At 35.7% G+C, this 15030-nt stretch carries 13 protein-coding genes; 10 read left to right on the forward strand and 3 right to left on the reverse strand.

Features of this window, described 5'->3' with window-relative positions; translation table 11 throughout:
* Positions 1-20: 20 nt before the first annotated feature.
* From BR52_RS11845 to BR52_RS11855, 3 genes are all read left to right on the forward strand, one after another.
* Entirely contained in the window at positions 21-686 is a 666-nt protein-coding gene (locus BR52_RS11845; protein ID WP_201785272.1) for an MIP family channel protein, read from the forward strand.
* 338 nt (positions 687-1024) lie between these two features.
* A complete protein-coding gene (locus tag BR52_RS11850) occupies positions 1025-2218 on the forward strand; it encodes a C40 family peptidase (protein WP_034573100.1) in 1194 nt (397 codons plus the stop codon).
* A 130-nt stretch (positions 2219-2348) separates the two neighbouring features.
* Positions 2349-3341: an MsnO8 family LLM class oxidoreductase gene (locus BR52_RS11855; protein WP_034573102.1), complete on the forward strand. Its 993-nt coding sequence runs from the start codon at positions 2349-2351 to the stop codon at positions 3339-3341.
* Positions 3342-3370: 29 nt separating this feature from the next.
* Here BR52_RS11855 and BR52_RS11860 read toward each other — a convergent pair whose 3' ends face one another.
* From BR52_RS11860 to BR52_RS11870, 3 genes are all read right to left on the reverse strand, one after another.
* Positions 3371-4225 carry a DUF6681 family protein gene (locus tag BR52_RS11860; protein ID WP_034573104.1) on the reverse strand — a complete coding sequence of 285 codons (855 nt, stop codon included), beginning with the start codon at positions 4223-4225 and terminating at the stop codon, positions 3371-3373.
* Positions 4226-4242: 17 nt separating this feature from the next.
* Positions 4243-4692 (reverse strand): hypothetical protein, encoded by a 450-nt coding sequence (locus BR52_RS11865; RefSeq protein WP_034573106.1) that lies wholly within the window; start codon positions 4690-4692, stop codon positions 4243-4245.
* 95 nt (positions 4693-4787) lie between these two features.
* Complete coding sequence (locus tag BR52_RS11870; RefSeq protein ID WP_034573111.1) at positions 4788-5630, reverse strand: DUF72 domain-containing protein; 843 nt, start codon at positions 5628-5630, stop codon at positions 4788-4790.
* Positions 5631-5940: 310 nt separating this feature from the next.
* Between BR52_RS11870 and BR52_RS11875 the strand changes: the two genes are divergently transcribed.
* The 7 genes from BR52_RS11875 to BR52_RS11905 are packed head-to-tail and all read left to right on the forward strand — an operon-like array spanning position 5941 to position 14897.
* Entirely contained in the window at positions 5941-6372 is a 432-nt protein-coding gene (locus BR52_RS11875) for a DUF6568 family protein (protein WP_034573112.1), read from the forward strand.
* 18 nt (positions 6373-6390) lie between these two features.
* Positions 6391-7557, forward strand: coding sequence for a hypothetical protein (locus BR52_RS11880; RefSeq protein WP_034573114.1), 1167 nt, complete (start codon positions 6391-6393; stop codon positions 7555-7557).
* Between the two features lie 33 nt (positions 7558-7590).
* On the forward strand, positions 7591-9102 hold the full coding sequence (locus BR52_RS11885) for a YfdI family membrane protein (protein ID WP_236707186.1): 1512 nt from the start codon (positions 7591-7593) through the stop codon (positions 9100-9102).
* A 4-nt stretch (positions 9103-9106) separates the two neighbouring features.
* Entirely contained in the window at positions 9107-10675 is a 1569-nt protein-coding gene (locus tag BR52_RS11890; protein WP_034573116.1) for a DUF2334 domain-containing protein, read from the forward strand.
* Positions 10676-10688: 13 nt separating this feature from the next.
* Positions 10689-11939, forward strand: a complete 1251-nt coding sequence (locus tag BR52_RS11895; RefSeq protein ID WP_034573118.1) for a glycosyltransferase family 2 protein — start codon at positions 10689-10691, stop codon at positions 11937-11939.
* Positions 11940-11968: 29 nt separating this feature from the next.
* On the forward strand, positions 11969-14062 hold the full coding sequence (locus tag BR52_RS11900) for a cellulose biosynthesis cyclic di-GMP-binding regulatory protein BcsB (protein ID WP_034573120.1): 2094 nt from the start codon (positions 11969-11971) through the stop codon (positions 14060-14062).
* Positions 14052-14897: a GGDEF domain-containing protein gene (locus BR52_RS11905; RefSeq protein WP_034573122.1), complete on the forward strand. Its 846-nt coding sequence runs from the start codon at positions 14052-14054 to the stop codon at positions 14895-14897. Before BR52_RS11900 ends, BR52_RS11905 begins: the two co-directional genes overlap by 11 nt.
* The last annotated feature ends 133 nt before the right edge of the window (positions 14898-15030 follow it).

Genomic DNA, 15030 nt, shown 5'->3' on the forward strand with positions numbered 1-15030 from the left:
TTAAGGAGGAATTGTAATTGATAAAAAAAGGAATTGCTGAATTTATCGGAACGTTCGTTTTGGTATTATTTGGTACAGGAACGGCCGTTTTAGGTGGAGGAATTGAAGGTGTTGGTACGTTAGCCATTGCAATGGCATTTGGTTTATCGATTGTAGCAATGGCTTACAGTATTGGAACCATTTCAGGCTGTCACGTTAATCCAGCTGTTTCAATCGGTTTGTTTGTTAATAAACGTATTTCAGCAATGGAGCTTGTGTACTACCTTGTTGGTCAAGTACTAGGTGCAATCGTTGCAACTGCAGTATTAAAAAGTATTTTAGTAGCATCTGATTTATCTGTTTCAAACTTAGGTCAAAACGGCTTTGGTAACTTAAACGCAATGGGTGCTTTTCTAGTTGAATGTATCTTAACTTTTGTTTTTGTACTGGTAATCGTGATGGTAACGGGTAAAAAAGGCAACCCAGAATTTGCTGGATTGGTAATTGGTTTAACACTTGTATTGATTCACTTGCTAGGTATTCCATTAACAGGAACATCCGTTAACCCAGCTAGAAGTATTGCTCCTGCAATTTTTGCTGGCGGCGAAGCATTGTCGCAACTTTGGGTCTTTATTGTGGGACCAATTGTTGGTGGTGTATTAGCTGCTGTTGTTGGGAAATTTGTTTTAGATAGTGAAGTAAAGTAAAAGCATACTAAAAGTAAAACCATACTGGATTTTAATTCAGTGTGGTTTTTTTAGTCACTCTATTTGGTTTGAAAACTTAAAATTAAACACATACAAAAGCTGTACCTATGTTACGCATCTGTAACAATCCATCCATTGAAAAGGGCTAAAACCCATCAAAACATAATTCATCCTTTAGTCCTATTTTAAAAATATTACATTTGTGAGTCATCTTTGAGAATTGCTAGGCGTTGAGGTGAGGGTATGATACAATATTTTAAGGTTAAATAACCGCTAAAATTTAAACATAAACTTAAAAAATATACCTATAAAAACAACGACATTTGGAGGAATTTAGTGTGAAAAACAGAATCATGACCTTTGTATTAGCAGGAACGTTGACATTATCAGCTTTAGCAGCACCAATTAGCGCATTAGCAGACGACTTATCTGAAAAAATTGAACAACAAAATTCAAAAATTAGTGACTTATCAGGTCAACAAAAAGAAGCAACAACAAGTTTAGAAGCTGTTACAAAAGAAATCGTAGTAGCAGAAGAAAAAGCAAAAACATTGGTTGCACAAAGTGAAGCGACTCAAAAAGAAAAAGAGAAATTAGAAGCAGAAATCAATGATTTAACTGCTAAAATTGACCAAAGAACAGAACAATTGAAAAAACAAGCAAGATCAGTACAAGTAAATGATGGAGATAGCTACATAGATTTCATTATCTCAGCTGAATCTTTATCTGATGTAATTGGCCGCGTTGATGTTGTTAGCCAAATGGTTTCAGCAAATCGTGAATTAGTTAAAGCACAAGCAGACGATAAAAAAGCAGTAGAAAGTAAAAAAGCAGAGACAGATTCTAAAATCGAAGAACAACGTCAAGTTTCTGGTGAATTAGAAAAGTTAAAAGGTGAGTTAGAAACGAAAAAAATCGCACAAGAATCAGCAGTTGCAACTCTTGCAGCAAGTAAAGCTACAGCAGAAGGCGAACGTGATCAATTCTTAGCTGAAAAAGCAGATGCTGAGAAAAAAGCAGCTGACCTAAAAGCACAACAAGAAGCTGCTGCTAAAGCTCCAAAAGCAGTTCCAACTTCAACCGAAACATCAAAAACAGAAACAGCAAATACCAATAATGCACCTGCAGTTGATCCAGGCGCAGGTAGCGTTTCTGGAAATACTATTTCAGCAGCCGAAGGAGCAGCAGTTGTTGCTGAAGCAGCACGTTATCTAGGCGTTCCTTACGTATGGGGTGGGAAAAGTCCTGCAGGATTTGATTGTTCTGGTTTAACAGGCTATGCATTTAGTCGTGTTCTAGGAAAATCAATCGGTGGTTATACAGTTCCTCAAGAATCATCAGGTGTTCAAGTGTCAATGGGCGCTTTACAAGCTGGAGATTTGTTGTTCTGGGGACCTCGTGGAGCTACTCATCACGTTGCAATTTATGCAGGTGGTGGACAATACATTCATGCTCCACAAACAGGAGACGTTGTGAAATACCAAAGTATCAGCGGATATGCACCTTCATTTGCAGTTCGTGTTGTAAAATAAAACAATTGAAAGCCAGTAGCTGATCGTTATTCAGTTACTGGCTTTTTTAGTTAAAGCAAAAAGTCAGCTTTTTATGTATAAGAGCAGTATACTAAAAGTAGTGTATCAGTGAAGGTAGGAGGAACAAAAAATGAAATTAAGTGTCTTAGACCAAGCTCCTGTAACTGCAGGGAATCAAAGTGCGGGGGCAATTATAAAAGCCGTGGAATTAGCGTTACTAGCAGATGAATTAGGATATCATCGCATGTGGTTAGCAGAACATCACAACACAACAACCTTCGCAAGTTCAGCTCCTGAGATTATCATTGCATATTTATCTAGTTTGACTAAAAACCTCAGATTAGGGACAGGTGGAACGATGATGATGCACTATTCACCACTAAAAATGGCAGAAGTATTTAAAACACTAAGTGCATTGAATCCAGGGAAAATTGATTTTGGTGTTGGAAGAGCGCCAGGTGGAGATATGAAGGCTATTTATGCATTATCAGAAGGTGCACGTCCTGAGTTGCGTTATCTATATAAAAAATTAGAAACAACCTTAGAGTTAATTAAAGATGCGCTTCCTAGTGATTCGCTGTATCAAGAAACAATCGCTTCTCCAAGTCAAATAGTATTACCCGAAGCGTGGCTATTAGGATCAAGTGGAGACAGCGCTAGAGAAGCTGCTAGAATGGGTGTTGGCTATTCTTTTGCTCAATTTTTTATGGGGTCTTTATCAAAAGAAATACTGGATTTGTACAAATCAAGATTTCAGCCGTCTGATTTTATGGAAAAACCAGAAATCAATGTTGCTTATTTAGCAACGGTTGCAGAAAGTTTGGAAGAAGCAGAGTATGAGGCAGCACCAGCCGATATTCAACGTTTGATGATGGCTAAAGGTGAAAAACCAGTTATTTTAACACCTGAAGCAGCAAAAAGCTTGCCTTTAACAGAGCTAGATCGAATGAAAATCCAAGAAAATCGCAAAATCCACTTAGTAGGAACACCGGCTGTCGTTGCTGATAAATTACTTCAAGAAGGAACAACGTATGGTTTTGATGAAGCGATGATTGTGAGTATTACTCATAGCCAAGAAAAGCGGTTAAACACGTATCGATTATTAGCGAAAGAAATGATATAAAAAATACCAACTAAGTAAATAAATTTTACTTAGTTGGTATTTTTAGGTTCATTCGTTTTTCTTTGATAGGCAATTTTCATTTCAACAAAATAAGGTTCAATACTTTCAATGAGCCCCGAGCGCCCAATTGTTTTACATTTGCCCCCATGAAGGATGCAACTGACAGGTAAAAGCTGATAATTTTCTTGCAAGTCATGAATATCAAAGGTTCCGACAGTTTCAATGCTGCCGATAAGTTGTTGATCTAGGATATTTAATCCGGCGTAAACGTGCAGTTGATTTTCCTCTGTCACTATTTTATAAGAAGGAATTAAGGCGTGAGTTCCGATAGCATCAAATGCAATTAGATTGCTTTTTTTTAGGAAATCGGTTACTTGTTGATCATTTAGCCCTTGATAATTTTCTTGAATGTGATGGGTTTCAAGCAAATGATCCGCGATATGTTTGAGGACTTCTCGTTGAGCATCGGTACTAGTTAGCGTTGCAGAAATCAGATTGTTCTGATCATAAATTCCAACAGGGTCATACATAACAGGAGTCCCCGGTTGTGTATGAAAAGGATTAGGAGAAATGGGTGCTGAAATATCGGCATCTTTAGGTTTTCCACCAAATATTTTTTCAATATGGGGAGAAATGTCTCCTTTAACCGTTTTGGATGTAAAGTAGTAAACAAGATTTAAAATTGAAAAATAAAGAAGCACGAGAAAAATCAGTGCAAATAAAAAGCCACGCAAGTAAAGCTGATTTTTAAATAATTGAATCGCTAAATGCAACAAATACCAATTCCCAATAAATCCCATTATCGTATAAATCTGATTTTTCAACTTAAGATTAAAGTTAAAAAAACCTAAATAATGATTGATAGCATCAAATAAACTAAACATGAACATTCATCTCCTTTCTATTGATTAGCTGTTGGATTTGTCGTATTTGTTTGTTGCTGAGTTGTATCTTTTTGTGTATTCGGCGTTTGATTAGATTGACTAGAGTCAGTCGAGCTATCAGTGGGAGCAGACTCACTTGTACTTGTGTCACTTGTTGCAGGCTCTTTTTGACTAGAATCCGCTGTGCTGTCAGAAGTTTTACCATCTTCTGTGGAGTCCTTTTTCGTAGGTTCTTCTGAGCTTTTAGTTTCTGTTGAACTAGAAGAATTTTCAGACTCATTCTTTTCAGAAGTAGCGCTGTCTATTGTAGAAGAGTCTTTTTGAGTAGGTGTTTCTTGACTCTCTTTTTGTTCTTGCCTTGGTGCCGGAGGGCTAACCCGGTTTACAATCGTGTTCGTCGCACTTAGCCCGATAACGATTGAAACAATTGCAAATGGTGTTATAAAGGGTGGTGTTCGATAAGACATAATTAAACCTTCTTTTCTTTTTGTCATTCCTATTTAGTGTAGCATATGTTTTTCAAAGGAATCGTGAATCTTTTCTTAATAAAGCAATAAGATTGTTAAAATAATTCTAAATCCAGCTGTTGAGGCAAGAGTCCAATGAATGTTACATTCATTAATTTTTGCAAGCTTTTCCCGTTGCTTGCTGCGTGCCCTCCCGAGTTGTTATTAAAGATAACAGCAACTTCATTTGATTCTTCTGTAAGCGTCAAAATATCCTGTTTAATACCTTCTAGTTCTGCTAAATTATAGTTGTAAAGAGTCCTTTTCTTTCGCCAATCAGGTCCAGAGGCATTCAACCAGCCATCAAAATTACGACCATGAAGACGATATAAAGTTAAGGCAGAGTTGGTTACTGATAAAACTTTAGGAACGCTGTTTGTTGGTGTTTGAGGTTGATCAACTACTGTGTGAATAAAGTTGAGTTCCTTTAATAATTGAAGAGTTTGTTGCTGATAGTCAATGGAATACCAAGTGTTGTTGCGGAATTCAATTGCAACTGGCAAATCTTTCATCCAAATTCGAATGTTTCTCAAGTAGGCAACATGTTCTTTTGTACAGGCGAAATACGGTGGAAATTGAAAAAGAACGGCTTTCAACCGATTTGCTGAAACCATGGGTTCAAAAGTAGCTAAGTAAGTGTCGAACATGTTTTTCTCACTCGGATAGAAATCACTCCAGTCACGATGTTTAGTCATGGTTTGCAGTGCTTTAGGTATGAATTGAAAAGTGTTAGGCGTTTTTGCTAACCAACTTTCAATACTCGAAATAGCGGGCAATGCGTAAAAACTTGTATCCAATTCTACAAATGGGAAATGAGACGCGTAGTTTTCCAATTTTTGTTGTTTGTTTAAAATCAATGTTTCGTGGTCTCCCCAACCCGTTAAACCAATGGTAATCATAAAATACCCCCTATTTTATTGGATTCTTACTATTATTGTAACGCAACTTTATGGAAATTGAAAAGAAAGGCAGGGAATTATTTCCTAGGAAATAATCCTCTTTAAAAGGAAAGCGTTTCAAGTGAAAGATTATCAGTTTTCTACTGGGCATCAATAAAAACTGATAATAATATCAGGTTCTTTTTATGTTAAGATGTACTGTAAAACTTTGTGCATTTTTAGGAGTAAAGGAATCAAAAATGCTTTAAATCCACATTTTTAAGTATCTATGATAAACTTTTACTATTAAGATAACATGGGGGCAGAAAATATGAAAAAATGGTTGGGATTTTTGATAATTGGACTTGTTTTGTTAGGAATAGTAGGCATGATGGTATTTAAAACAAATCAGAAAAGTGAAGAGAAGTTAGTCACTATCAATAATCAAGCCTTTTTAAATGTAGTTGATACTAAAAAAAGTGGGATTTTTTATATTGGACGTCCAACCTGCGCTCATTGTCAGGCCTTTCAACCTAAATTGGAAGAAGCGTTAGAAGCGACTAATAAACAGATTTTCTACTATAATACGGATGAAGCTAAAAAAGAAGACAATGTAGCATTTGAAAGAATTATTAAAGCAACTAGTATTTCTTCTGTTCCGGTGGTAATTGTGGTAAAAAACGGTGTTGTTATCAAAAAATTAGCAGAGTATAAAGATCAAGCAAAAATTGAAGCTTTCTTAAAAAATGAAGCAACGTTATAAAAAAGAGGAGCAATAACTATGAAAAAGAGTCATTATTTTCTGATTAGCGGTTTGTTAATAATTTTTTTAGTGATTGGCCTTATTTTATTAGTTCTATTACCTAAATCATCTCCTTCACAACAAAATAATTCCTCAAGTGAGGCCTCAATCATCATGAAAGAAGAGCAGACAATTAAACCTAAAAATCATTTTGGAACAAAGGACAATCAACATGAGCAAGCACTGAATCAGTTTATACAAACTAAAATGACAAGTGAGTATGGGATTGTTACCAATTATATAGATACCGATCAAGTAGCGGAAACCGCAACTGGTCATGAGATTTTAAGTGAATCTGCAGGCTTAATGTTGCGTTATTTAGCTTTAACTGGCCAGAAAAAAGAATTTGGCAATGAATGGAATTTAACCCTTAAAACAGTCGATGATGGAACTCAATTTAGTTATCGATACAGTCCTAAGTTAGCCAAACGATATGACGTGAACGCGTCGGTGGATGATTTGCGTATTTTGCGTAGTTTGAAAGAAGCAGGGAGTAAATTTCATGATATTGAGTACGAAAAAGATTTTGAAAAATATGCTAATCGCTTCATCAAAACATCCATTAAAGAGAATGAACTTTATGATTTTTATGACAGCAAAACAAAGATGAATAATGATTTTATTACGTTATGTTATATCGATTTAAAAACAATCAGTCTGTTACCAGGCAATCAAACAAAGTTGCTAGAAAATCAGACAACTATTCTTCAAAATGGCTATCTAGGAGATACCTTCCCATTTTATAAAACTCGCTTTAATTATTCAAAAAATGATTATCAAGATAGTGCTGAAATCAATGTCATTGAGTCATTATTAGCGATTCTACATCTAAGCGAAGTGGGTTTACAAGAGCAAGCGAGTATTGATTATTTAAAAGAACAAGTAAATGACGGTACCTTATCGAATCGTTACGATAGCAAAGGCAAGCCAATTGATTTAAACCAATCACCAGCGGCATATGGCATTGCGGCAATGATTGCCTCAGAAGCTGGAGATGAAGAATTTTATTTAACGGCGATGAATAAAATGGAAACTTATCAAATTATGGATGAAGCAAGCCCGTTATATGGCGGTTACGGGGATACAGAGACAAACCAAGTCTATTCATTTAACAATTTAATTGCATTATTAGCGTATCAATATTAAATCACACTGAAATAAGGATAAGAGGGTGACTTTTTGAAAAAAGGATTACGAGTGATTAGTAACGAATATACAAAAGCGGTTAACTTTCTTGATCGTTTTATTTCGCCCGCGGTATTCAGTGCGTGTTTAGTAGCGATTATTGCAGGAATCGTTTTGTTTGTTCCTCCTTATAACGGAATTGCAGATAATGGTGATTTTTTTAGGATGATTTATAGTAATGGTCTGTATCATTTACCAGGCTATTCAGATCATTATTTTGTAGATGTTGTTAAAAAGTTAGGAATTATGCAGTATTACAATGAAAATATAGCGACGATTTTTTCTTCGCAACCATTATTTATTAAATTAGCGATTTTTGTAAACAAGCTTTTTTATAGTCAAACAATTTTTGACCTACGATTTATGGGATTGATTTATTATGTGTTCTATTTAGGTGGTATTTATTTATTAGTAGAAGGATTAACGTATCGTGTAGCGAGTAATAAAGCTTACTTGATTGGGTTGATCACGGTATTTATTTTCGGAGATACTGCGTATACAGTTTATTTCAACTCACTGTACAGTGAACCCATTATATTTATAGCGATGCTCTATATCATCAGTGGGACATTATTACTATACCGTCATCGCTATAATGACACAGCAATGGTGACCTTGGTGACAGTCAGTTCGATTATTTTAGTAACGGTTAAGCAGCAAAATGCACCACTAGCAATTTGTTTGGCTTTTCTTTATATCGCATTTTGGTTTGTTCGCAAGGAACGTTTTTATCGAATTGGAGTAGCTGCTGGATTGGTTCTCGTTTTAATTTCTGGTGTGGCTACATACAAACTAATCACTTCTGAATTTGAAAAAATCAACCAATACCAATCATTGACGCGAGGCGTTTTATTAGAATCAAAAGAACCCGAAGCGGCTTTAGCAGATGGGGATGTGAGTGAACAATACGCGTTGTTAAAAGGCAATACTTTTTTTCAAAAATACAAGGCAATTGATGTAAACAGTCCATATTTGTTTAAGCATTTTTATAATGAATATGGATTTGGTTGGATTTTAAAACATTATCTCTTTCATCCAGATGAACTGTTTACCCTATTAGATATTGCGGCTCGTGATATTCATGAAGTGCAACCAAGAGAAATGGGGAACTTTGAAGCCTCTGCCAAACGCCCAGCTCAAGCTCAAGTAACGTATTTTACAGGCTATAGTTCGATTAAAAGAATGTTTTATCCTAAGACGATTGGTTTTATTGTTATTTGGATGTTGGTGTATTTAGGAATATACGGCGTATCAGCGTATCAAAATTTTAAAGAAAAACGTTATCGTGGGCTTGTGCGTTATGGGTTTATTATTGCCTTAATCACGATGGTTCCAGGAATTCTATTGATTTCTATTATTGGAGATGGAGATGCAGATTTAGCCAAACATCTTTTCCTAGTAGCCGTTATTTTTGATGGATTGACGTTAATGACGATTACGGATGTTTTAACGAATCATTTATGGTCGGATGAAGGCAACTTATTAAAGGATGAAAAGGGGCGCTAATGAAATGAATCGAATTCAAAAAATGATGTGTCTCTTTTTCTTTTTATTCGTTTCATTAGTAATTGGAGCGGAAAATACAAAGGCTGAAACGATTGATCATCCACATAAAACGATTTTATTTGTCTATGATAGTTTAGATGTGTCAGGATCAGGTGAAAAATCAATTGAAAGTCTACAACGTTTGTTAACAAGCTTGAATATCGCTGTTTTCACAGTCAGCATCGATCATTATCAAAAAAATCAACTTCAAGAGTTTGACGGCATGATTGAATTAATGAATGCTCCTGATTTAGAGATTCAAAATAAAGAGTTTTTAGCAGACCGAGACGATTACCAAGGTTTGAAGCTTCATATTGGCGATAACTTACCAGTTAGTTGGCAAGAAGAAATGGGCATTCAATTGAAAAAAATTCCAAAGCAACGTTTTAAACTGAGCAGTCAAGAGTTAGAGGCGAGAGAACTGATTTTGGAACCAGCAGAAGTTACAGTAAATGCAACGGATGCAACAACTGATCTGGGGTTGATTTCATTTGAAAACCAACAGACAACGTATTCCTACGGGACGTTGAAAGGTAAAATTGCCTATCTACCCTATTTTCATGCAACGGGTTTAAGTCAAGAATTAATGGTAAAGCTGTTACAGAAATGGTTGAATATCACCTATCAAAGTCAACCGGTATTGGTGATTACCGGTGTCACACCATTCTCCGATTTGGCTCTATTGGAATATATGGGGGATCAACTCTTTAAAGAAGGAATACCCTTTGCAGTTAGTGCAACTAGTGTTTGGCAAAATACAGATTTAAAGGCTTACGATAAATATGTGGATACGTTGCAATACTTGCAATTTCGAAATGGCTCCATTTTATTGCAAACGCCAGTAGCTTCACAAGCGAATAAACAAGATGATAGTGAGTTAAAAGAGATTATGAATACAACGATTGATAAATTGGTTGAGCATGAAGTATACCCCATCGGGATCGCGACACCAGCTTATTGGAATCAAGACCAAGGCTATCAAGAAGACGCCTTAGGTTTAAGTGATAGTGTATTATTGTTGCCGAATCCTCAAACAATAGCAAAACGTGTTGTAGCAGAAAAAAGTGGTGTTTATCAAAAGGCCTATTACGCTTTGCCAGCAGAAAATTTAGATGGAATTGAATGGACCGATACTGCTTTAGGGTATAAATTTTCATCTCCAACTGCCATTACGTATGATTTTCCAGATACATTAAAAAAACTTAACAGCATGTTAAAAAAAATAGACAATCTGCCGATGATGGCAAGAGATATCCGGAAAAGTGAACACCATGTTGCAACTTCGGCAAGTGTGATTGATGTAAAAAATGGTCAAGTACGTGTTAATGGCGAGTTAAAACATTTGCACACATTGCCTCAAGAAAGTAAGAAAGTAGTTCAAAAGCAAGCAACAGATAAAGGGAGTTTGGCTGGCTTTTTTGCTTTTCAAGATAAAGTGTTAACGATTATTATTGTTGGAACACTCTTTATTTTAGTTTTATTCTTTATTGTTGGTTATAACTTGTATCGTGGTAAATATCGCACTAAAAAGTAAGGAGGGAATAGTGATGACAATAGCAGACTATCTTTTACTCATTTCAACGATTTCAATATGGAGTTTACTATTAGTAAACGTTGTCCTGATTATTGCGGGGTATATTTACTATATAAAGACAGAAAAAAAAGCAGTTCCACAAATTCAAGGCGAAATACCATTTGTTTCAATTATGGTGCCTGCCCACAATGAGGGAATCGTAATTGTAAAAACAGTCGAAGCGTTACTGCGTTTTGATTATCCACATGAACGATATGAAATTATTGTCATCAATGATAATTCTTCTGACAACAGTGCCGAATTATTAGCTGCGATTCAACGAAAAAATCCAACTAGACAATTGCACATCGTAAATACAGATGCAGAGACTGGTGGAAAAGGAAAATCCAATGCGTTGAATATTGGCTTTAAACAAGCAAAAGGAGAGGTCATTGCAATATATGATGCTGATAACACACCAGAAAAAACAGCCTTGCGCTATTTAGTAGCAGAATTGACAAATGATGAACGCCTTGGTGGGGTAATTGGCAAATTTAGAACCCGAAATCGTGATGCCAGCTTGCTGACTCGTTTTATCAATATCGAAACGTTATCCTTTCAATGGATGGCACAAGCAGGCCGTTGGCAATTATTTGGGTTGTGTACCATTCCAGGTACGAATTTTATTGTCAGACGCTCGATCATTGAGGCAATTGGGGGTTGGGATGAAAAGGCATTAGCTGAAGATACAGAAATTAGTTTTCGAATTTACATGATGGGCTATCGCATTAAATTTCAACCAAAAGCTGTTACTTGGGAGCAAGAGCCTCAAACGCTGAAAGTATGGTTTAGACAACGGACGAGATGGGTAAAAGGCAATATTTATGTGATTGTTAAAAATACACCGTTATTATTTGACCGTAAAGCTAGGAAAATTCGTTTTGATATTTTGTATTTTTTATCGATTTACTTTTTACTAATGACCTCTTTAGTAGTTTCAGATACTTTATTAGTGATGAATTTAATGGGTTACCTCACAACAACCTTAGCTGGTTTTAGTGGACTATTATGGCTCTTAGCCATTTTGTTATTTATTGTAGGGACCTTTATTACCATCACCACTGAAAAAGGCGAGATGACGCTAGGAAATGTGGGCATTATTATGTTGATGTATGTCACTTATAGTCAAATGTGGTTGTTTGTTGCGGCGTACGGTATGGTGATGTTTATCAAAGAATCCGTTTTGAAACGTGAAGCTAAATGGTACAAAACCGAACGATTTTAAATGAAAAATAGAAAAGGAGTGACTGTTATATGAAGCAGTGGATTAAAATGGGATTGATTTTAGCATTTTTATCAATGAGTGTACCAATGTTAGCCCACGCTGAGGGCGAAGAGGCGGCAGCAGATAAAGAAACCTTTATTACAAATTTTCAAAGTACGAAAAGCTCCTTAGTTGGAAGTGCACCTACAAGTAACCTTTATTTTAAATTATTAGATTATTGGGATGTTGATCAAGTGACGCTTAATTTAGATTACAATGTGTCACAGTTAACAAAAAATGAAGCGTCAAGCATCACGATTTCAGTGAACGGGACGAAATTTTATTCATTTAGACCAACGGAATCAACACAAGAAAGACAGAGTCTAACATTGGAAATACCCAAAGACCTTTTGAGGAAAGGTGAAAATGAACTGAAAGTTGAAGGTGTCATTGTAACCAAAGAAACCCAAGATGTTTGTAGTGTTACACAATCTGCAGCTGATTGGTTGCACATTTATAACGGTTCAAATGTAGGGGTTGCTTATACAAAACAGCCTATGTCAACGACTATTCAACAGTTCAACAGTTATTTTGGTGGCATGGACACGACGATTCAGAAAAAAGTAGCAGTCTTAGTCCCAGATAAAGCCAATGAAACAGAGCTACAAAGCGCGGTGTACGCGTTGTCTGGTTACGCAAAGAAAAATGAAACAGATGGAGCAACTATTCCTGTTAGTACATTTTCAGATACGTCATCAATGGGTCTGCCTTATACAATAGTGGTAGCTGAATATAAAAATTTACCAACTGAATATCAAAGTAAAATCGATGCTGAAAAAGTGGAAAAAGATGCAGTGATTCAATTGCTTAAAATCGAAAATAAAGCGGTATTAATTGTAACGTCAAATGACCCAAAAGCACTCATTAAAGCAGGGCGTTTTGTAGCAAATGATGAATTAATGTCTCAAATTTCTAGTGACCAAAAAGTAGTCACAACGACTACTGAAACGGCTAGCCAACCCTTAAAAATCAACGATGAACTTGCATTAACAAAAACAGGAGATGAAGTGCGAGGAGCAGGGCATCAAGAGAAAAAATATTTTATGAGTTTGCCAGCAAATCGCTCAATCGCTGAAAATAGTGAAGTGAATTTAGCCTTTAGATACGCTAAAAATCTAGATTTTGATCGTTCATTAGTTACGGTTTCTATCAATGATATTCCAATTGGAAGTAAAAAACTAAATAAAGAATATGCGGATTCAGATACGGTTTCTTTTAAAATGCCAGCAGATTTATCCGTTGTTGGAAATTATACCGTCACAGTCAGCTTTGATTTAGAGATGAAGTCAGTTCCTTGTGTTGCTGACAGCAGTCAAACGCCGTGGGCTTATATTGCACCAGAATCAACGTTATTGATTAATACACAAGACCGAACAGATTTATTGTTTCAAAATTACCCATTCCCATTTTTGCAAGATGGAAGCTACAATCAAATCGGTATTGTGTTACCTGATAAAATGGATCAAAATTATTATCAGAGCTTAACCAACGTCATTAATTTATTAGGGAACTATGCAGAAGACAATACAGGGATAGTAAAATTCTTCCCAACGACTGCAACTAAAGCCGATTTGAAAAACTATAACCTTATTTTGATGGGTTCTCCAAAAGATAATCCAGTCATCAAATCACTCAATAAGGAATTGTATTTCCAATACGATAAAGCTGGAAATGGGTTTGTCTCAAATGAAAAACTTAGTATTGAGTCTGATTATGGCAAACAAATTGGAACGGGTCAGTTGATTCATTCGCCGTATAATGAAGGATCTGGAGCCTTGATATTAACAGGAGCAACATCTGAATCTGTTTATCTAGCTTCAAAAGAAATGGCAAGTCAAACAAGCGTAAGTAAACACAGTGGCGATGCGTTTGTGATTGATAAGGATAAAAACAGCTACGCATATCGCTTTAAAAAATCAGAAGATATTGGCGAAAAGAAAACCTTTGTTGAAAAAGTTCAGAAAAATTCAACCATAACCATTTATTTACTAGCGGTTACCTTAGTTGGAATTTCAGTGATTGTGGGCTTATTCTTAGCCTTCCGTAAAAATCGCAAAATGAAGGGGGATTATGATGAAAAATAATCAATTATTATCAGATTTATCTTTATTAGGTTTTCTGTTACTAAACTTTATCGTCGCCATTTTTGTCGGAATGAACCCTGAACGTTTTGCGCAAAATATTATTTTTATGAATATCGCGATGATTTTAGCGATTATCACGTATTTCACCACTATTACAATGGGACTTGTCCTAAATTTATTGTTTATTTTTGGTCAAGGGAGTTATGCGTTATTTCTAGCAACCACTAACAGTCAATCAGTCAGCTTGAATTTGTATTTTTGGTTAGTGATGACTCCCTTATTTTCAGTGATGGTCTATCTGTTTAGCTATCATACTAAAGAGCTACAGGCAGAAAACCACCAACTAGAGCGCAAAACGCGACAATTAGGAACGCTTGATGAAGAAACAAGATTACGCACGATGACCGCTTACAAAGAAGATGCGTTGGTATTCATGTCGACGTCAAGACGTTTTAATTTGCCTGTTTCAATGGTTGTGATTCAAGTAAAGTATTGGAATGAACTGCAACGAATGTTGGATGATGAACAAATTTCAGAAGTGATTAAACGCGTCACAAGATCGACTAAAGAAGCGATAAGAGACAATGATGTTCTTTATGTATTGGATCGTGAACATTTAACTTGGGGCTTATTATTATTTACAGATCAAGACGGCAGCAAAATTGTAACCGATCGAATTAAAGAATTCTTTGAAAAGTCAGCAAAAGAATTTTCAGATCTTCACACAGTTGATCTTGTAATTCAAGCAGGAGCTGCACAATTTGATAAAGAGACGATTCATACACCCTATGACTTTGTCGAAGCGGCGATTAAAGAATTGGAGTACGATGTTTAAAAAACAATCTAAAGAAGACAACTTAGTATGAGAATACAAAGTTGTCTTCTTTTTTATAAATTAGGACTAAATTTGGATAAATAACATAATTTAAGTCTATTTTAATGTATCAAAAATAAAATTGAGCTATGAT

Source organism: Carnobacterium divergens DSM 20623 (assembly GCF_000744255.1).
Taxonomy (GTDB): domain Bacteria; phylum Bacillota; class Bacilli; order Lactobacillales; family Carnobacteriaceae; genus Carnobacterium; species Carnobacterium divergens.